The 19,017-nt window shown below is 69.4% G+C and carries 14 protein-coding genes; 9 read left to right on the top strand and 5 right to left on the bottom strand.

The features are described from left to right. Positions 1-32: 32 nt before the first annotated feature. From glf to MTS1_RS14865, 4 genes are read left to right on the top strand one after another with little or no spacing between them, the layout of a single operon-like run. Complete coding sequence (gene glf, locus MTS1_RS14880) at positions 33-1,169, top strand: UDP-galactopyranose mutase (protein WP_023955427.1); 1,137 nt, start codon at positions 33-35, stop codon at positions 1,167-1,169. After that, positions 1,166-3,190, top strand: coding sequence for an acyltransferase family protein (locus MTS1_RS14875; protein WP_052007910.1), 2,025 nt, complete (start codon positions 1,166-1,168; stop codon positions 3,188-3,190). Before glf ends, MTS1_RS14875 begins: the two co-directional genes overlap by 4 nt. Before the next feature lie 24 nt (positions 3,191-3,214). Next, on the top strand, positions 3,215-4,006 hold the full coding sequence (locus MTS1_RS14870; protein ID WP_023955423.1) for an ABC transporter permease: 792 nt from the start codon (positions 3,215-3,217) through the stop codon (positions 4,004-4,006). Beyond that, entirely contained in the window at positions 4,006-4,749 is a 744-nt protein-coding gene (locus tag MTS1_RS14865) for an ABC transporter ATP-binding protein (RefSeq protein ID WP_023955421.1), read from the top strand. Before MTS1_RS14870 ends, MTS1_RS14865 begins: the two co-directional genes overlap by 1 nt. Here the strand turns inward: MTS1_RS14865 and MTS1_RS14860 are convergent. After that, complete coding sequence (locus MTS1_RS14860; RefSeq protein ID WP_023955419.1) at positions 4,746-6,662, bottom strand: glycosyltransferase; 1,917 nt, start codon at positions 6,660-6,662, stop codon at positions 4,746-4,748. The genes MTS1_RS14865 and MTS1_RS14860 overlap by 4 nt on opposite strands. A 92-nt stretch (positions 6,663-6,754) precedes the next feature. Here MTS1_RS14860 and galE point away from each other — a divergent pair, with 92 nt between their 5' ends. Then, a complete protein-coding gene (gene galE, locus MTS1_RS14855) occupies positions 6,755-7,750 on the top strand; it encodes a UDP-glucose 4-epimerase GalE (protein ID WP_023955417.1) in 996 nt (331 codons plus the stop codon). Positions 7,751-7,754: 4 nt separating this feature from the next. On the opposite strand, the gene MTS1_RS14850 is transcribed toward galE, so the two are convergent. The 4 genes from MTS1_RS14850 to MTS1_RS14835 all read right to left on the bottom strand — a co-directional run bounded on the left by MTS1_RS14850 (position 7,755) and on the right by MTS1_RS14835 (position 12,989). Next, a complete protein-coding gene (locus MTS1_RS14850; protein WP_023955415.1) occupies positions 7,755-8,726 on the bottom strand; it encodes a glycosyltransferase in 972 nt (323 codons plus the stop codon). Between the two features lie 10 nt (positions 8,727-8,736). Further along, entirely contained in the window at positions 8,737-10,083 is a 1,347-nt protein-coding gene (locus MTS1_RS14845; RefSeq protein ID WP_023955413.1) for an O-antigen ligase, read from the bottom strand. Further along, positions 10,080-11,414 carry an O-antigen ligase gene (locus MTS1_RS14840; RefSeq protein WP_158497470.1) on the bottom strand — a complete coding sequence of 445 codons (1,335 nt, stop codon included), beginning with the start codon at positions 11,412-11,414 and terminating at the stop codon, positions 10,080-10,082. Before MTS1_RS14840 ends, MTS1_RS14845 begins: the two co-directional genes overlap by 4 nt. A gap of 150 nt (positions 11,415-11,564) precedes the next feature. Then, positions 11,565-12,989 carry an O-antigen ligase gene (locus tag MTS1_RS14835; RefSeq protein WP_023955409.1) on the bottom strand — a complete coding sequence of 475 codons (1,425 nt, stop codon included), beginning with the start codon at positions 12,987-12,989 and terminating at the stop codon, positions 11,565-11,567. A gap of 71 nt (positions 12,990-13,060) precedes the next feature. Here MTS1_RS14835 and manA point away from each other — a divergent pair, with 71 nt between their 5' ends. The 4 genes from manA (at position 13,061) to MTS1_RS14815 (ending at position 19,016) form a co-directional block, all read left to right on the top strand. Beyond that, positions 13,061-14,233 carry a mannose-6-phosphate isomerase, class I gene (gene manA, locus MTS1_RS14830; RefSeq protein ID WP_023955407.1) on the top strand — a complete coding sequence of 391 codons (1,173 nt, stop codon included), beginning with the start codon at positions 13,061-13,063 and terminating at the stop codon, positions 14,231-14,233. A gap of 144 nt (positions 14,234-14,377) precedes the next feature. Next, positions 14,378-14,698, top strand: a complete 321-nt coding sequence (locus MTS1_RS14825; protein ID WP_023955405.1) for a WhiB family transcriptional regulator — start codon at positions 14,378-14,380, stop codon at positions 14,696-14,698. A gap of 89 nt (positions 14,699-14,787) precedes the next feature. Beyond that, positions 14,788-17,628: a glycosyltransferase family 2 protein gene (locus MTS1_RS14820; protein ID WP_023955403.1), complete on the top strand. Its 2,841-nt coding sequence runs from the start codon at positions 14,788-14,790 to the stop codon at positions 17,626-17,628. Further along, positions 17,625-19,016: a DUF5719 family protein gene (locus MTS1_RS14815; RefSeq protein WP_023955401.1), complete on the top strand. Its 1,392-nt coding sequence runs from the start codon at positions 17,625-17,627 to the stop codon at positions 19,014-19,016. The genes MTS1_RS14820 and MTS1_RS14815 overlap by 4 nt, the downstream gene beginning before the upstream one ends. The last annotated feature ends 1 nt before the right edge of the window (position 19,017 follow it).

Raw genomic sequence — 19,017 nt, 5'->3', positions numbered from 1 at the left:
GCCATCACTTGCCCGCCCTACGAAAGCGCCTCATGGATCTCCTCATCGTCGGTTCCGGATTCTTCGGTCTCACCATCGCCGAGCGTGCCGCGGCATCCGGTCGCAAGGTGACGGTCATCGACCGACGTCACCACATCGGCGGCAACGCCTACACCGAGAACGAGCCGACTACCGGCATCGAGGTCCACAAGTACGGGGCCCACCTGTTCCACACCTCGAACGCTACGGTGTGGGAGTACGTCAACCGCTTCACGCAGTTCACGAACTACGTCCACCGCGTCTACACGACCCACAAGGGCGTCGTGTACCCGCTTCCGATCAACCTCGGAACGATCAACCAGTTCTTCCAGGCGGCGTACACGCCCGGTGAGGCACGCAACCTCATCCAGGAGCTCGCGGGCGAGTTCGACCCGAAGCAGGCGAACAACCTCGAGGAACGCGCCATCGGTCTGATCGGCCGTCCGCTGTACGAGGCGTTCATCCGGGACTACACCGCGAAGCAGTGGCAGACCGATCCGAAGGAGCTTCCGGCCGAGATCATCTCGCGCCTGCCGGTCCGCTACACCTACGACAACCGCTACTTCAACGACACCTGGGAAGGCCTTCCGGTCGACGGCTACACCGCCTGGCTCGAGCGCATGGCCGACCACGCGAACATCGAGGTAAAGCTGAGCACCGACTTCTTCGACGAGTCGCAGCCGCTGAACAAGAAGGCGACCGTCGGCCAGGTGCCGATCGTCTACACCGGCCCCGTCGACCGCTACTTCGACTACACGGAGGGCGAGCTGTCGTGGCGCACCCTCGACTTCGAGCAGGACGTCCTCGACATCCCGGACTTCCAGGGCACGAGCGTGATGAACTACGCCGACGCCGATGCGCCGTACACCCGCATCCACGAGTTCAAGCACTTCCACCCGGAGCGCGCCGACCGGTACCCGACGGACAAGACGGTCATCGTGCGGGAGTACTCGCGCTTCGCGACCCGCGCCGACGAGCCGTACTATCCGGTGAACACGGCCGAGGATCGCGCCGGGCTGCTGGCATACCGCGATCTCGCCAAGGGGGAGCAGGACGTCCTCTTCGGCGGCCGCCTGGGCACCTACCAGTACCTCGACATGCACATGGCCATCGGCTCGGCGCTGTCGATGTGGAACAACCAGCTGGCGTGACCGCGGTCGACGCTCCGTCGCCGACGACGCGGAGAGCCGCCTCCGCTGCGAACAGGCGGCGACGCGACATCGATGGACTACGGGCCTTCGCGATCGTCCTGGTCGTCGTGTACCACGTATGGCTCGGGCGGGTCTCGGGCGGCGTCGACGTCTTCCTTCTCATCTCGGCGTACTTTCTGACCGCGTCGTTCGTGGCGCGATCAACATCGCTCGCACCGATCGATCTGCTGAGATTCTGGGCGCGTCGCTTCGCGCGCCTCCTGCCAGCCGCGGCGGTGACGATCCTCGGAGTACTGCTGTTCACCTTCGTCGTCCTGCCTGGTTCGCAATGGCGTCAGATCTGGACCGAAGCGTGGTCGTCGTTGTTCTATGTCCAGAACCGCGCACTGACGGCGTCCGCCGTGGACTACTACGCCAGGACGTCGATCTTCCCGAGTGCTCTGCAGCACTTCTGGTCCCTCTCGGTCCAGGGCCAGGTGTTCATCCTCTGGCCCGTTCTCGTCCTGCTCGCTGTCGTCGTCGCGCGGTGGATCCGCCGTCCGGTGCGCCCGATTCTCATCGCCGGCTTCGGGCTGACCTTCTGCGTCTCACTCGCATACTCGGTGCACCTGACGGCGTCGGACCAGCAGGCTGCCTATTTCAGCGTGCCGGCCCGGCTGTGGGAGTTCGCGCTTGGCTCACTGGCCGCTCTCCTGCTTCCGCGGGTCCGGCTGCCACGGTCGTGGGCCGGCGTCGTGGGCTGGATCGGGATCGGCGCGCTCATTGCCTGCGGCATCGTCCTCGACGTGGGTGCGGGCTTTCCGGGTGTCGCCGCGTTGTGGCCCACACTGGCGGCCGTCCTCATCATCGTCGCGGGGCAGTCGCGGCGCCCCGGTTCCGCTTCGCGGTGGCTCGGTTCCCGTCCGATGGTCTGGATCGGCGGAATCGCTTACGCGCTCTATCTCGTGCATTGGCCGATTCTTGTGGCGTACATGACCCTCACCGACGCGACGACCGTGGACGCCGTCGGCGGGCTCGTCGTCATCGTCGCCTCCGTTGCCGCTGCTGTGCTCCTCGCTTACGGCGTGGAGCGACCCCTCGCCCGCCTGCTGACCAGTGGGCGGCGAAGCCTCGCCGTCATCGGCGCAGCGGTTCTCGCCGTCGCCCTCCCTCTGGGTACCTGGCAGGCGGGTGAGAGCATCCGGGTCGCCTCGTACGATCCGCAGGAGAACCCCGGTGCACACGTGCTGATGCCGTGGCTCGGCGTGACGGCCGTCGAGGGGGCTCCGGTCCGGCCGGTCAGCACGCGGTTGAGCGAGGAATGGGTCGCGCTCGACGGCCCCTGCACGGATGCGATCCGGCCTGCCGGCGCGCTGGCCGCAGCGACGTGCGTTCAGACGGGCACGAACCCGGACGCGCCCCTGTTCCTCGTGGTCGGGGACTCCCACGCGCAGCAGTGGATGGGGGCGATCCTCCCGGTCCTGGAGGACGCCGGGTGGAACATCGTCGCTCTGCTGCGAGGGGGATGCTCGTTCGCGCCTGATGAGGACGCGAACGATGAATGTGCCCAGTGGCGTGAGGAAGCCCGGGCGTATGCCGAAAGCCAGCCCGCGGACGTCGTCATGCTGATGGGCACGAAAGCGTCGCCGTCGTCGCCCGGGGAACGTCGGCCCCTCGGCCTCGAACGCCCGGTCACCAGTATCGCCGCCAGCGGCTCCCAGGTGCTGCTCGTGCGCGACAACCCCCGCTACGACTTCGACATGTACGGATGCCTCGAGGCTTCGGCGTCCGTCTCCGACTGCGCCATGCCGGTTGACGCCGTGATGAGCCCGGAGAACCCGGCCCTCGGACTCACCGAGGCGGGCAGCGTCTACGTGCTCGATCTGTCCGAGTACCTGTGCCCGGATGGAGTGTGTCTGCCTGCCATCGGGAACGTCGCCGTCTACATCGACGACAATCACTTGACTGCGTCGTACGCGCAGTCGCTCGCCCCCGCGGTACTCGCCGCATTCCGAGGGATGCCCGGTGTTCCGCTCGGGTGAAGTGGGCGCCGTAGGATCGAACGCGTGAGTCCCGCCGTCGTCGGCGCCCCCGGATCGCCGCGGCGCTACTTCCACTCTCTGTGGCTGCTGTCGGCGCGCGACCTGCGGGTGCGGTACTCCACGAGCGCGCTCGGGTACCTGTGGTCGGTCCTCGATCCCCTCGTCATGAGCGGAATCTACTGGTTCGTCTTCACGCAGGTCTTCCATCGGGATGTCGGCGAGAACCCGTACATCGTCTTTCTCATCACCGCTCTGCTGCCCTGGGTGTGGTTCAACTCGGCGGTCACCGACTTCACGCGCGCCTTCAACAAGGACGCGCGACTGGTGCGGTCGACCTCCATCCCTCGCTCGATCTGGGTGGGACGCATCGTTCTGAGCAAGGGCATCGAGTTCCTCTTCTCGCTCCCGGTGCTCGCGATGTTCGCGATCTTCGGCGGTGCGACGGTGAACCCGGCTCTTCTGCTGTTCCCGGTGGCCGTCGTGCTGCAGGTGATCCTGCTGCTGGGATTGGGGCTCATCGTCGCCCCGCTCTGCGTCCTCTGGGGCGATCTGGAGCGCACCACGCGGCTCGTCCTCCGTGCGCTCTTCTACGCGTCGCCGATCATCTACGGCGTGGCCGACCTGCCCGGCGTCTTCAAGGAACTCGGGGCGTTCAATCCGCTGGCCGGTATCTTCACGCTCTACCGCGTGGGGTTCTTCCCCGATCAATGGGACACGCTGTCGGTGATCGTCGGCGCCGTCACCAGCATCCTGATCTTCGGGCTCGGCCTCCTCGTGTTCTCACGCCTCGAGCGTCCGGTGCTGAAGGAGCTGTGATGACGGGACTCGCGATCGAGGTGCGCGACCTCGGCGTCCGTTTCCGCCGCAACCGGCGCGGGCGACGCAACGTCAAGGATCTGTTCGGCGGTGCGTCCCGCCGCAGCAGACCGGGCGAGTTCTGGGCGCTTCGGGATGTCTCGTTCTCGGTCGAGCCGGGCGAGTCGATCGGCGTCGTCGGGCGCAACGGGCAGGGCAAGTCCACGCTCCTCAAGCTCGTCGCCGGCGTCCTGCTGCCGGATGAGGGGCGCGTCGAGGTGCACGGCGGCGTCGCACCGCTGATCGAGATCACGGGCGGCTTCGTGGGCGACCTCACCGTGCGGGAGAACGTCCGCCTCACAGCCGGTTTGCACGGGATGTCGAAGGCCGAGGTCAACCGCCGATTCGATGACATCATCCAGTTCGCCGAGATCGCGGACTTCGTCGATACCCCGTACAAGCATCTCTCGAACGGTATGAAGGTACGCCTGGCGTTCTCCGTGGTGTCGCAGCTCGACGAACCGATCCTCCTCGTCGACGAGGTGCTCGCGGTCGGCGACCGGGCATTCCGCGCCAAGTGCTACAAGCGCATCGACGAGCTGCTCGCCGAGGGGCGGACGCTGTTCTTCGTCAGCCACAACGAGAAGGACCTGCGACGTTTCTGCACGCGCGGCCTGTACCTCGACAAGGGCGCTCTGGTCCTCGACGGGCCGATCGGCGACGTGCTCGACCGGTACAACGCGGACCACAACGGCGGGGTTTAGTCCCGCGCGTCGCGCCCGAAGATCTTCTCCCAGTTGGATGCAGACGTGATTTCGGGGAGCGCGCCTCGATACTCGGCGGCCAGACGAGCCCAATTGCGCCGAAGCCGAGCGTGCAAGCGGATGCTGTCTACGAGGAGCCCTCGGAATCGCGCCCGGTCCCGGGTGTAGACGTTCTTGCCGGAGCCATCGGCCGCGCTCACGAGAGCGCTGTCGTAGCGGGGCACGCGCCACCAGTTGGCGTCACCCTTTCCGAACTCCACCTCGGGCTGCGAAACATTCTCCGGGCGCGGCTCATGGAACCAGTGCGCCACGACCGTGCTCAGCGTGAACCACCGAAGGGCCAGGCCCTTCGGGCTGTCGAAGACATTGCGACGGTATCGGCGGAAGACCTGCCGGCCCCGTCGCGAGCGCAGCGGAACACCTGTTTCACGGTGAATGACGGTCTCGGGGAACCGCGCCGCGAGTGCCCGCGCATCAGGCATCGCGGTGGCGATGTTCTCCCCCATATGGCGCGGTCCGCGCAAAACGTCGCGGAGTGCTCGGTTGCGGAGTGCGACCGGGTAGTACTGCATCATCAGGAGATGCTTGAGGTCGACCCGTCTGCTGTGACGGAGCAGAGTGCCGCCGCCGGCGGAACGCGAGTGCAGGAGCGCTGCGACGATGCGGTTGCGAGCGTGGAAGTACGCCTGCCAGTCGATGGAGTCGTCCTTGCCCGCCCATGAGACATGCCAGAGTGCAACGCCCGGGAGGGAGACCGTCGGATAACCGGCATCGCGTGCCCGCACGCAGTACTCGGCGTCGTCCCACTTGATGAATGCTGGAAGAGCCAACCCGATCTCTCGCAGGATCTCCTTGGGGATCAGACACATCCACCAGCCGTTGTAATCCGCATCCAGCCGCATGTGGAGGATGGGCGACTGGCGAAGATTCGTGACCGAGAAGTCGTGAGGCATCTTCTCTTGGAAAAGATTCCGCCACATGAACGGCTTGTCGTCGACGACCTCCGCCCACGCGTGCAGCTTCGGTCGATCGAGCAGGTCGAACATGTGCGCCCCGACGATCGTGGGCGTCGTCGAGTATCGGCCGAAGATGATGGATCGCCGCAAAGACTCCGGTTCGAGGCGCACATCGTCGTCCAGCAGCTGGACGAAGTCGCTCTCCGGGCGATCGAGGGTTTCCAACATCGCACGCGCGAAACCGCCGGATCCACCCAGATTCGGCTGAGCGATCAGCTGCAGGGTCTCCCCGAGCGCGGCTGAAGCCTCGTCGAAGCCAGCCTCCTCGGAGACGAGCTGGGTGCCCTGGTCGACGAGGAAGATCCGGTCGATCAGCTCGACGACGTCAGGGGAAGCGGCCAGCGCGCTGAGCGTCTGTACGCAGTAATCCGGCTTGTTGTAGGTCGTGATGCCGAGCGAGGCCTTCCCTCGTCGAACCGGCGCATCCGCGGTCGTCCACTCGCCGCCCTGGAACTGCGCGGCCTCCTCGTCTGCGACGATGTCGAACCAGATCCAGCCGCCATCGCTGTACTGATCGAGTGTGAGATGGAAGTCGCTCGCAACAGAGCCGACCACCTCTCGCGTCTCGAGGCGCTGCTTGACGCCGCCGCCGTTCGAACGGTACACGAGGATCGTGGCCGGTCCCGAGGTGCGGACGGTAAGGGTCACCTCGCGTACGGCGGTCCAGTGCTGCCAGTACGAGGCGGGAAAGGCGTTGAAGTACGTGCCGAACGAGACGCGCCGACCGGGAACGATGCGAGCGGTGCGCCGATCGATGATGTTCGCGAGCTGCGCACGAGACGAGACGCGCACGGCTTCCTCGTCGATCTCCGTCCATGTCTCGGGGTCGACGTAGAGCGGAATCAAATCGGGATCCCGTTCGAGCGGAAGCACGACATTCTGCAGAACGTGAGGCAAGGCAACTCCGAACGACGAGGGTGGGGACGACCTCGTGAGCCTACCCTGCCAGGCTCTGAGGCATCCTCTGCCGACACCGGTAGGATCGTTCGATGCGGCTCGATGCTCCGAAAGTGCTCATCACAGGTGGGGCCGGGTATATCGGTGCAACCGTCGCGACCGCCTGCATCGATGCCGGGTTCGTGCCGATCGTCATCGACGATCTGTCGACGGGCTCGGCGCAGCACGTCGCCGCCCGCACTTTCTACCGCGGCGATATCGCTGACGACGCGCTCGTCGATCGGGTGCTCGACGAGCATGGAGACATCCACGCGGTCATTCACTGCGCCGCACGCGTCATCGTGCCCGAATCGGTCGCGGATCCTCTGACCTATTACGCCTCGAACGTGGCTTCCAGCGTCGCACTGCTGCAGCGGTTGAGCGACCGCGGTATCCGACGGGTCATATTCAGCTCGTCCGCTTCCGTATACGCAGAGGTGGAGGGGGGCGTGACGGAGGATGCTCCGCTGCACCCGGCCAGCCCGTACGCTCGCACGAAGGCGATGACGGAGCAGATTCTCGCGGATGCCGCCACAGCGGGCCAGATCCGCGCGATCAGCCTGCGCTACTTCAACCCGGTAGGGGTCGATCCGCGCCTGCGCACCGGCCCGACCTCGCGTTACCCCTCACACGTTCTCGGTCGCATCATGGCAGCCGCCGATGCGGGATCCGCTTTCACGATCAACGGCCGCGATTGGCCGACCCGCGATGGGTCGGGGTTGCGCGACTTCATTCACGTATGGGACCTCGCCCGGGCCCACGTTCATGCCGTTCGTCGGTTCGATGACGTCGTCGGTGCCGATTTGCCTTCGGCGGTCCTGAACATCGGCACGGGAACGGGAACGACCGTTCGCGAGCTCGTGAACGCCTTCATACGCGTCACCGGCGTGGATGTGGACATCCGCGTGGGAGCAAGGCGGCCCGGCGACTCCGCGGGGTCGTACGCCATCGTGGACCGCGCGCATCAGCTGCTGGACTGGCGAGCGGAACGAACCGTCGATGACGCGATTGCGGACGCGTGGGCGTGGAACCTCGCGCAGTCTCGGTAGTTCGTCAGGGACGGGCCGGCTGATCCATCAGCGGCTGCATCGGCTGCCAGGTACGGTCGCGCGAGATGCGCCGGCCGTCGCGGAGGCCGCGGAAGAGGTTGGACGTGCCGCGCACGGTGCGCTCGACGAGGAAGAGTCGGATGAGCTCCTTGCCGAAGGTCAGCGTCGTCCCGAGACCGAACAGCACCGGGTTGTACACGCCCTTGGTCCGGTAGTACTGCTTGATGTGCGCGCGGTTGCGCATGATGTAGTACCGGTAGGCGTTGCTCGAGGCGTTCATGTGCCGGATGCCCATGTCCCACTGGCGGATCTCACGCGTGCGGCGCAGGACGAACTCGTCGACGATGACCGAGGTCGTGATGCGGGAGGCGAGCCAGCCGTAGAGCTGGTCGTCCCAGTAGATGAAGAAGCGCGGATCGGGCAGGCCGATGCGGGCCACGATGTCGCGGTGGATGAACATCCCCTCGAAGCAACCGGAGTTCATCTCCTTGTATCCCGACTCGCCGAACCCGGCGGGGGCGAAGGGGATCGGGATGCCCATGCGCTCGGCGATGCGGTACTGCCAGTAGAACTCGCTGCCGTCGTAGTCGTACCGGCGGCCCTGGATGCTGCGGAAGCGCGGCGCCCAGCGACCCATCTTGGCGAGCCCGTCGGGAAGCACCTCGACGTCGTCATCCATGAGCCAGATCCACTCGGAGCCCAGCTCGTACGCCACGCGCACGCCCTCGCTGAATCCGCCGGACCCGCCCGTGTTCGTCTCGAGTCGCCGGTACTCCAGCTGGGTCCCCAGCCGATCGCGGAACGACTCGACGACGGATGTCGTGTCGTCGGTCGACGCGTTGTCGACGATCACCACGCGCCCGGGCTTCGGATCCATCCGGACGATGCTCTCGAGCAGCCGCGACAGGAGCGCGGAGCGGTTGAAAGTGACGATGGCGATGCTCGCCGATGTCGGGTCGAAAACCTGCGCGCTCACCGGCCCGATCCTACCGTGCGATGCCGTGCGTTCCCGTCGAGGTGTCGTCGGGCAGTCCGCTCGCGGGCGATGCCGGCCGCGCGGCTTCCCGGATGTTCTCCCGCCAGGACCTCGATTGCCCGGCGCGCAGGGCGCAGAGGACGAGCATCAGCCAGCCGTACCCGTGGAGAGGGAAGCTCTCGAACAGGGCATCGACGAGCACCGTCACGAGGATGAGCGGCGTCCAGGCGTAGAGGATCGACCGACGCTCGCTCGCGACGAGCCAGGCGCGTCCCAAAGCCAGGCCGGCGAACGCGATGAAGATGAGAAGACCGACCCACCCGAGCTGCAGGACGACGTCCACGTAGGCGTTCAACGCCGAGGTGTGACGATCCCCGAGCGCGAAGTTGATCGCGTTGAAGGGGAAGTCAGTCCGCGACCACGTGCCGAACCAGCCCCACCCGCGCACGGGCTCGACCCGGACGAACGAAGCGATCTGGTCCCAGAGCTCGGCGCGGATCGAGAAGTCGGTGCCCGCTCCGATCCAGGCGATGATGCGTTCGCGGAAGAGGTACCCGACCAGCGCACCGACGACGACGGTCGCGCCGAGGATGGACTGCACCGTCCGCCGCAGCCCGCGGCGTGTGCGTCGGACGAGGCCGAGCGCCGCCGTCGCGATCCCCGTGGCGACGGCGAGGACGAGAACGGTGGGGGAGTCCGAGAGCGCGGCGAGGAGCGCGGCCAGCACCGCCGAGAAGAGCGAGACGCCGGTGCGCACCGACACCGTCCGCCATTCGATGTAAAAGGTGATCAACGCCAGGACCGCGATGAAGCCGAGCGAGTTGCGGGTGCCGAAGATGCCCTGGACCGGTCCGAGAGCGGCGATGTCGCCTTCGATGCCGAGGAAGGTGAACGGCATGTCGAAGAACACGCCCGAGAGCAGCTCGAGCGCCAGCGACAGCACCAGGAGCACGCGGAACACGTCGGCCAGCGCGCGGACCGTCTGCAGCGTGTCGCGTGTGTTCGCGATGACGACGGCGAGGAACGCGATCGACGCGAGCGAGAGCCATCCGGCGAGGGTGCCTGAGGTGTCGGTGGTCCAGGTGACGCTGGCCAGCGCCCAGCCCAGGAAGATCACGAGGGTCGATGGGATCAGCCGCACGAGGGTGAATTCGCGACGGCGGACCAGGAGCACGGCCGCCCCGACCACGCACAGCCCCGCGATCACGGTGAGCCAGGTGACCCGGCCCGCCGTCCGCTCGACGAGGTGCTGCGCGAAGACCGCGGCGATCGCGGTGTGTGCGAATGCCTGCGCGAAGGCGGCCGAGTCGAGGGTGCGGACGATCCACGAGGTGGACAGCGCCGGCGGAGTCTTCACGCCGCGCCTTCCACGGGCGCGCCGCGCTCGATCGGGGCCCCGCCTTCGAGCGGCCACGCGGCGGCCAGCGTCGATCGACGTCGCACGGGCGTGCCGCGCACGGAAGCGGGGGCCTGCTTGATCGCGAAGGCGAGCATGACGAGCAGGAACCAGCCCCAATTGAGCAGCGGCGACGACTCGGTGATGCTCTGGACGAGCAGGATCGTCGCGACGAGCGCGGGGATGAGCAGCAGACGCGACCGGGGCTCCCGTGCGTCGCCGGGACGGGGGATGCGGCCGAGCGCGAGGAACCACGCACGCCAGGTGAACGCGCCGAGGGCGACGGCGAAGAGGAGCACCCCGACGATGCCCAGCTGCATCGCGACGTCGAACCAGGTGCTGTGCGCCTGCATCACCGTGACGCCCCGGTCGACGATCCATCCGTCGAAGAACGGGTCGGTGGGCACCCACGGCACGGAGTAACCCCAGCCGATGATCGGGCTCTCCGCGAAGCGCTCGCCCACGGTCGCCCAGATCTCCTTGCGACCGCTCAGATCGGAGGAGCGCCCCAGCATCTCGAAGAGGGCTTCTCGCGCGATCCACAGCGACGTGATGAGGGCGAGGCCTGTGACGGTGAAGACGATGTAGAGGACGCGGCGCGTCCGTGCCGTTCGCGCGCGCCGCATGAGCAGCACCACGACGATGACGATCGCGATCGCGATCGCACACATCGCCGCCGTCGCGGATGAGCCGCGCCAGAAGCAGAACGCGGCCAGCAGCGACCAGACCACGAGCGGTCCGCGCCGGCCGGCGCGGGTGTTGATCTGCAGCCCGAACACGACGAGTCCGAGGAGCGCGATGTAGGCGAGAGAGTTGGCGTTGCCGAAGATCCCCTGGATGCGGTCGTCCGTGAAGAGCTTGTCGCGCGACCAGAACATGATCGGATCGCCGGTGAAGTCGGGCCCCGGGCGGACGAATCCCGGCAGGATCGGTCCCTGCCAGACGAGCGAGACCCAGAGCTCGAAGGCGAGCGAGAGGGCCAGCATCCACTTCACCGCCGCGGCGATCGCCTCGATGATCTGGCGCCCCGTGAGGACGGAGGCGACGAAGATCGCCTGCGCCGTCGTGGCCAGCAGCAGCGCGAGCGTCATCGCGGTCGCGCGCGGCCATTCCGTCCACAGCAGCGAGAGGACCGCCCACGCGACATAGGCCAGGGCGAACCAGGGGAGACGCCGCCACCGTCGGCGGGGCCGCTGGATCAGCCAGATCGCCGCCGACACGGCGGTCGTGACCGCCACGACGACGGCCGAACCGCCGACGCCGACCGCCATGAGCCATGCCGTGCCGGCCATGGACGACGCGATGACCAGCGTGCACCACGCGCGCACGAGCCGAAGGGGGAGGCGCCTGGGGGTCGGGGTCGCCGACGCATCCGTTCCGGATCCCCCACGCGTATGACTGGCCATGATGCTCTCAGAGTAGCCGGAGGCCCCTGAGAGCACTCATGCGTGGCGGAGCGCCTCCCGCTGCTCGGGAAGGCGGTCGCCCTGCTCCGCGTCGAGACGCTGCTCGGCCGGCCCGCGCCCGACGAGCGGGGCCTGCTTGATCTTGAACGCGAACAGGATGATGAGGAACCATCCCCAGTTCAGCAGCGGAGCCGACTCGGCAAGGCCCTGGACGAGCAGGATCGTCGCGACGAGTGAAGGGACGAGGGTCAGCGCGCTGTACGGCCGATCCGCGACGAGGTCCCAGCGGGGTCGGTCGACCGCGAAGAACCACGAGCGCCATACGAAGGCCAGCAGCGCCAGGCCGATGAGGGCGACACCGACGAAGCCGAGCTGCAGGGCGACATCGAGCCACATGTTGTGCGCCTGCATCACGCTCACGCCGTGGTCGACGATCCAGCCGTCGAAGGCAGGGTCAGAGGGCACCCAGGGGGTCGAGTAGCCCCACCCGATCACGGGGCGCTCGGCGATGCGCTCACCGACGGCATCCCAGATCCGCTGCCGGCCCGTCAGGTCGGAGGACCGACCCAGCAGCTCGAAGACCGTGTCGCGGGCGAACCAGGCAGCCCCGCCCCCGATCCCGGCGACCGCCGCGTACATGAGGTAGAACCGTGTGCGCTCACCGGGCCGCCGGGCCGTGCGCATGAGCAGGATCGTCACGAGGACGACCGCCACGGCGAGGGCGCAGAGGAACGCGGTCGCCGACGACGCGCGCCAGAAGAGGAACAGCGCGAGGACGGTCCACAGGCCGAGGAGGAATCGTCGCGGTGCTCCGGAGGCGATCCGCACGATGAAGACGATGATCGCCAGGAGCGCGATGTAGGCGAGGGGGTTGGCGTTTCCGAAGATGCCCTGCAGTCGGCCTCCGTTGAAGAGGTTGTCACGCGACCACAGGGTGATGGCGTGACCCGTGTAGTCCTCGCCCGGTCGCACGAAGCCGGGAAGGATGTCGCCGCGCCAGATCACTGCGACCCACAGCTCGAAGACGATCGAGAGCCCGAGCATCCATTTGAGCGCCGCCGCGACCGCGCGCAGGATCTCGCGCCACGTCAGCACGGCCCCCACGAACATGGCCTGCACCGTCGTCGACACGAGCAGGAGGAGCGTCAGCTCGGTTGCGCCCAGCCACGCAGACCACAGCATCGAAGCCACCGCCCACGCGACATAGGCCAGCGCGAACCACGGCAGCCGGCGCCACTGCACCCGTGGTCGCAGCGACACCCACAGGATCACCGACACGATGCCGGTCCCGACGACGACGACCGCTGCGCCCGCCGAGCCGAAGGCCATCAACCAGCTCGTGCCGGCCATGGAAGCGGCGATGACGAAGACGCACCAGGCGCGGAGCAGGAGGTGGCCCGTGGTCTCGCGCGCGGGAGCCGTGGGCGGCGCCGAGACGGGATGTCGGGAGTAGACGGCCATGGTGCAGACAGGCTACCGCGGCGTCGCGTCTCGGCACCGGGTCTCACGGCCCTGCGTCCTAGGCTGGGTCCGTGCTGATTCCGATCTCGAACATCGCCAGAGACTACGCATGGGGCTCCGAGACGCTCATCGCCGAGCTGCAGGGGCGGGAGCCCTCGGGGGCACCCGAAGCGGAGATCTGGTTCGGCGACCACCCGGGCAGCCCGTCGCGCGTCGACGACGGCACCGGACGTCCGCTGAACCTCGCGCTGTCCGAGGCGGGGATACCGCCTCTTCCGTATCTGCTGAAGATCCTCGCCGCGGCGACGTCGCTGTCGATTCAGGCGCACCCGTCTCGGGAGCAGGCGGCCGTCGGGTTCGCGCGCGAGGAGGCGGCCGGCATCCCCCGGGATGCGGCCGAGCGGCTGTACCGCGACGAGAATCACAAGCCCGAGATCATCGTCGCCCTGTCGGAGAGCTTCCGCGCGCTCGTCGGGCTGCGGCCCGTCGTCGACACGCAGCGTCTGCTCGCGTCGCTGGGCGCAGGCGGCGGTGTCGGCGCGCTGTCGGCCGCTCTCACGCCGACCGACGCCGAGGACGAGCCCGCTGCGCTGCGCCGTGTCATCGGCTGGGCCCTCTCGGGCGAGGCGGCCGATGTCGTGACCGACCTCTCCGCCGCGCTGGAACGCTCGGCGGGCGACGCTGCGGATGCTTCGGACTTCGCGGCCGAGCGCCGCGTCCTCCGCGAGATCGCAGCGGCGTTCCCCGACGATGCCGGCCTCATCGTGGCGACCCTCATGAACCTCGTCGAGCTGCGGCGCGGAGAAGCGCTCTTCGCTCCGGCCGGCGTGCTCCACGCGTATCAGGACGGCCTCGGCGTCGAGCTGATGGCGGCCAGCGACAACGTGCTCCGCGGGGGGCTGACCCCCAAGCACGTCGATGTGCCGGAGCTGCTGCAGGTGGTCAGCACCGCGAGCGGTCCCGCGCCGATCGTCGAGCCGGTCGAGGTCGCGCCCGGGGTCTTCGGCTACGACGTCGGCGTACCGGATTTCCGTCTTGCGCGCGTCGAGACGACCTTCGAAGCGGTTACCGAGATCGCGCTCGCGGGACCGGCCGTCGTGCTCGCGACCGGCGGTGACATCGTCGTCGAAGCGGACGGAGAGCGCGTGGAGCTCGTTCCCGGCACGGCGGCCGTGGTCTCGGCGGCGTCGGTCGCGATCGGCGGCGCGGGGGAGGCGTTCGTCGCTCAGCCGGGCGGCGAGTGAGCCGCGACACGCCGACGAACCGCCGCGAAGCTTAAACATGCGCTTGAGGGTTTACGATCCGCGACTTGACCCGAGGGAATGACACGGGTGTAATTAATGCGAGACACGCGGCTCGCGTGCCGGCCGGCGAGGAGGGGACACGATATGACGGCATACCGTTCGGGCGTTCCCGACAACTGGTTCGTCGACCCGGTCAACCTGGGTGTGCCCGGAGTGCGGCGCGTCGATACCGACGGTGACGACAACGCTCTGGCCTGGCAGACCGATGCACTGTGCGCGCAGACCGATCCCGAGGCGTTCTTCCCCGAGAAGGGCGGCTCGACTCGTGATGCCAAGCGCATCTGCACGTCGTGCGACGTGCGGGGGGAGTGCCTGGAGTACGCCCTGCAGAACGACGAGCGCTTCGGCATCTGGGGCGGTCTCAGCGAACGCGAGCGTCGCAAGCTGAAGCGCCGCGCGGTCTGACGAGGGACGGCGACAGCCTCCACCGATATCGGCGAACCGCCCCGCTGCTGCCGGGGGCGCTCAGAATCGCCGCCTAGGCTTGCTCCGTCATGCCCGCCCGTGTTCACGCGCTCCTGGTCGTGCGTCCCGACGGACGCACACCGGCGGCCTTCCATCTCATGCGCACGCTCGCCGCGCTGCGCGATCAGACGCGCGCCGTCGACGCCCTCACGATCGTGCTCTGCGGCGGCGACCAACGCCTGCGCACTCTCGCCGAGGAGTCGGGCGCGGAAGCGGTGATCTCAGCGCCCGCGCGCACGGGTTTCGCCGCGGCGCTCCGGCTCGCCTCGCGTCGGATCGACGGCGACGCCATCTGGTTGCTGGCTCAAGACGTCGCGCCGGAACCTGAGGCGCTGCAGCGCCTCGCGGCCGCGCTCGAGACGGCCCCGTCCGTCGCCATCGCCGTCCCCAAGCTCGTCGAGTGGGACGACAACACCCGCATCGTCTCGCTCGGACGCTCCATGACCAGGTTCGGCGCCGCCGTCGGGCTCGCCGACGGCGAGCACGACCAGGGGCAGCACGACGGCACGGACGACGTCCTGGGCGGCGACGTGCGCGGGCTCCTCGTCCACACGGCGGCGTGGCGCGAGCTCGAGGGGCTCGACGAGGCGCTCGCCGGTGCCGACGAGGGGCTCGATCTCGGTGTCCGGGTGCGCCTGGCCGGCGGTCGTGTCGTGCTCGCCCCCGGCGCGCGCATCGCCGTGGCCCACGATGGCGTGGCCGGTGCGCCCGCACCGCGCACGACCGCCGCGCGGGCTCGCGCCGTCCACGCCGCCCGTGTCGCGCAGCTGCACCGCAGGCTGGTCTACGCCCCGCCGCCGGCGGTTGTGCTGCACTGGCTCTCGCTCCTCCCGCTCGCGCTCTGGCGCAGCATCCTCCACCTCGTCGGCAAGCGGCCCGCGCGGATCGGCCCGGAATGGTCGGCGGCCGCCGTCGTGATGGTGCGTCTGCCGGCAGTGACCCGGACCCGGCGTCGCATCGCGCGTCACCGGCGTGCATCGTGGTCGCAGCTGGCATCTTTGCGCGTGAGCTCGCGCGTCATGCGTCAGCGGCTCATCGAGGACCAGCCCGCCGGCGACGGTCCCCGCCGCACCGAGCTCGGATTCTTCTCCGGAGGCGGTGCCTGGGCCGTGCTCGCCGCGCTCGTGGTCTCGATCGCGTCGATGCCCGCCGCGCTGAGCTGGCCCTCGATCGGTGGGGGAGCGCTCGCCCCACTCGCCGCCAGCGCCGCGCGCGCCTGGTCGGAAGCGACGGGTGCGCAGCGCCCGCTCGGCTGGGATGCCGTCGGGCCGGCCGACCCGTTCAGCGCGGTCCTCGCCGTGCTCGCATCGTTGTCGCCGGCGGACCCGTCGCGCGCGTTGGTGGTGCTCTGGCTGCTCGCACTTCCACTCGCGGTACTCGGCGGCTGGTTCGCGGCGACCCGCATCACCGAACGCCCGGTTCTGCGCATCGTCGGGGCGGTGACGTGGGCGCTCGCGCCGATGTTCCTCGTGGCTCTGGGCGATGGGCGGCCGGCAGCCGTCATCGTCCACCTCGTGCTGCCGTGGTTGGCCTTCACCGCGGCCGCGGCGCACCGGTCGTGGGGCAACGCCGGCACGGCCTCGATCCTGCTCGCCGTCGTGCTGGCATGTTCGCCCGTGCTCGCGGCCCCCGTCGTGGTCATCTGGGTGTTCGCGGTCGTGCTGTCGATGGTGCTCCGCGGCCGACGTGCGGCGTTCCGGTGGCTCTGGATCATCGTCCCGTCCGTGGCGCTGTCGGCACCGCTCGTGTTCGCGCGGCTGCGCGTCGGCGACCCCTGGTCGCTCCTTGCCGACCCCGGCGTGCCATGGAGCGGCCCGCGGTTCGCCGATGACGTCCTCGGGAGGTTCCTGCTCGCGGCAGGCTTCCCCGCCGACGCGGGCTGGGCCGCCTTCACCGGTGCCGCGGGGCCACTCTGGTGGCTCATCCTGTTCACGGCGCCGCTGCTCGCGCTCACTCTCGCCGCCGCCATGTCGGCTCGGCGATTCGTCGGAATCGTGCTTCTCGCCATCGCGGGGCTCGGTGTGGCGACGGCCTTCGCCGCGGCCGGCGTGGCCGTCGTCATCGACGGCACGACCGCGATCGCGCTGTGGCCGGGAGCGGCGCTCAGCCTCGCCTGGGTCGGAGTCGCCGGCGGTGCCCTGCTGACGCTCGACAGCGTCGTGCCGGCCCGCGTCGTCCGCGCCGCTGCCGCCGGGCTCGCCGTGGCCGGGCTCGTCGTCGCCGCCGTTCCGATGCTGACCTCCCATGCCCGGGAAGCCTCGGTCGTCGGTCGCGGTGCGACCAGCACCCTCCCTGCGTTCGTCGCCGCCGAGGGGGCGAACTCGCCGGGGCTCGGCACGATCGTCCTCACGCCCACCGACGACGGCGTCGCCGTGGATGTCGTGTGGGGCGGCAGTGCGACCCTCGGTGGTCAGTCGACTCTCGTGACCGCGCGCACCGAGCTGACCGATGCGGACCGAGAAGCGGCCCAGGTCGCTGCCGACCTCGTCGCCGATACCGCGAACGACGTCGTCGCGGAGCTGCGAGACCACGGGGTCGCGTTCATCCTGCTCGCGTCGTCCGGGGACGACGAGTCGGCCGCGGCCCGCAGCACGCGGCTCGCGGCGGCGACGGCCCTGGGCGGCCGGGATGGGCTCGACGCCGTCGGGTCGACGGACAGAGGCGAGCTATGGCGCCTGTCGGGCGACATCGCTCCCCGCGCTGAGGCTGCGACGTCGGCTCGCGCCGTCGCGTCGGCCGCATGGAGCGGGATCGCAGCCGTCTTCGCGATCGCCCTCCTCCTGGCGCTGCCGACACGTGGGAGCCGCTCGGCCTCGCGAGCGGCACCGCGCCTCGTGGGCATCCGACCGCTTCGCCGGAGGGACCGATGAACACGCGAACCGCACTCGTGACCCGCCTCGCCGCGGGAGCGGTGGCCGCTGCCGTCGTGGGAGGGGGCGTGATCGTCGCGGCCGCCGCGCCGTGGCCGACCCTCGCCCGCGAGCCCATGTCCCTGGACGTGGTACCCGAGGCCGCGCGCTCGGTCGCGGCGTGCGACGGTCCGCTCCTCGCGCTCGGGCGAGACGCGACGGCGGCGGGGGCGATCACCGCGGCTGCGCCCTCGAGCGTCGTCTCCGCCGCCGACAGCGGCGACCCGACCTCCTACACCCTCGCGACACCCGACCGCGCCGACGAGGGCGCACCGCCGGCGGCGTTCTCGGCGGAGCCCACGGGCGGTGTCCCCACCGATCTCGGCGCCGCATCCTCGGCCTCGCTCGATGACCCGGACCTGCGCGGCCTGGCGGTCTCGGCATGCACCCGGCCCGCGATGGAGTCGTGGCTCGTCGGTGGATCGGCTGCGACGGGCGCGAGCGACCTCGTCCTGCTGACGAACCCGGGGGATGTCGCGGCGACTGTCGACCTGCGCGTGTTCGGCGCCGACGGAGCTCAGGACCCCGTCGCGGGCCGCGACATCGTCGTCGCCGCCCGCTCGCAGCGCGCCATCCCTCTCGCGGCGCTCCGCCGCGGTGAGCAGAGCCCCGTGGTGCAGGTCACGGCACAAGGTGCCCCGGTGCGGGCATCCCTGCAGTCCGCGCTCACGCGCACCCTCATCGCCGGCGGCGTCGACCAGGTGGGGGCGAGCGCCCTTCCCGCGACGCAGCAGGTCATCCCCGCGGTCGACGTCACCGTTGCGCCCGACTCCGTCGCCTCAGCGGGCGGGATGTCGGTACGCCTCATGGCGACGGCCGCCGACACCCTGGCGAGTGTGACGGTGCGCTCCGTCGCTGACGGCAGCGTGGTGTCGCAGCAGGACGCCATCGCGCTCGCCGCGGGACGCCCGCTCGAGCTCGAGGTGACGGGGATGCCCGTCGGCGACTACACCGTGACCGCGACCGCGGCCGATCCGCTCGTGGCGGCGGCGTGGACCTCGACCGATCAGGCGACCCCCGCCGACTTCGCCTGGGCTGTCGGTGCCCCCCTCGTCGACGCGCCGACCCTCGTCGCCGTCGCTCCGGGCCCCGGTCCCACACTGACGCTCACCGCAGACCAGGAGACCGCCGCGACTCTGACGCCCGTGTCCGGCGGGGAGTCGCAGACGGTGCAGCTGGCCGCGGGGCAGTCGCGGACGATCGATGTCGCGGCGGGGACCGTCTACCGCCTCGATCCCGGTCCCGGCGGCATCCGCGGCTCCGTCGGCTTCTCGGGTGCCGGGCAGCTCGGGACCTATCCCGTGACGGGTTCGGCCGCCGCAGCGGCCGAGCTCACCGTGTATCCCTGAC

The sequence above is a fragment of the Microbacterium sp. TS-1 genome, assembly GCF_000509385.1.
Taxonomy (GTDB): domain Bacteria; phylum Actinomycetota; class Actinomycetes; order Actinomycetales; family Microbacteriaceae; genus Microbacterium; species Microbacterium arborescens.
This window is presented reverse-complemented; position numbering and strand designations above follow the sequence as displayed.

Bases quoted from the DNA above. Each gene is read 5' to 3' on its own strand.
- MTS1_RS14815 (WP_023955401.1), top strand. From the start codon at position 17,625: ATGAACACGCGAACCGCACTCGTGACCCGCCTCGCCGCGGGAGCGGTG.
- MTS1_RS14825 (WP_023955405.1), top strand. From the start codon at position 14,378: ATGACGGCATACCGTTCGGGCGTTCCCGACAACTGGTTCGTCGACCCG.
- MTS1_RS14865 (WP_023955421.1), top strand. From the start codon at position 4,006: ATGACGGGACTCGCGATCGAGGTGCGCGACCTCGGCGTCCGTTTCCGC.
- glf (WP_023955427.1), top strand. From the start codon at position 33: ATGGATCTCCTCATCGTCGGTTCCGGATTCTTCGGTCTCACCATCGCC.
- MTS1_RS14840 (WP_158497470.1), bottom strand. From the start codon at position 11,414: ATGGCCGGCACGGCATGGCTCATGGCGGTCGGCGTCGGCGGTTCGGCC.
- MTS1_RS14820 (WP_023955403.1), top strand. From the start codon at position 14,788: ATGCCCGCCCGTGTTCACGCGCTCCTGGTCGTGCGTCCCGACGGACGC.
- MTS1_RS14835 (WP_023955409.1), bottom strand. From the start codon at position 12,989: ATGGCCGTCTACTCCCGACATCCCGTCTCGGCGCCGCCCACGGCTCCC.
- galE (WP_023955417.1), top strand. From the start codon at position 6,755: ATGCGGCTCGATGCTCCGAAAGTGCTCATCACAGGTGGGGCCGGGTAT.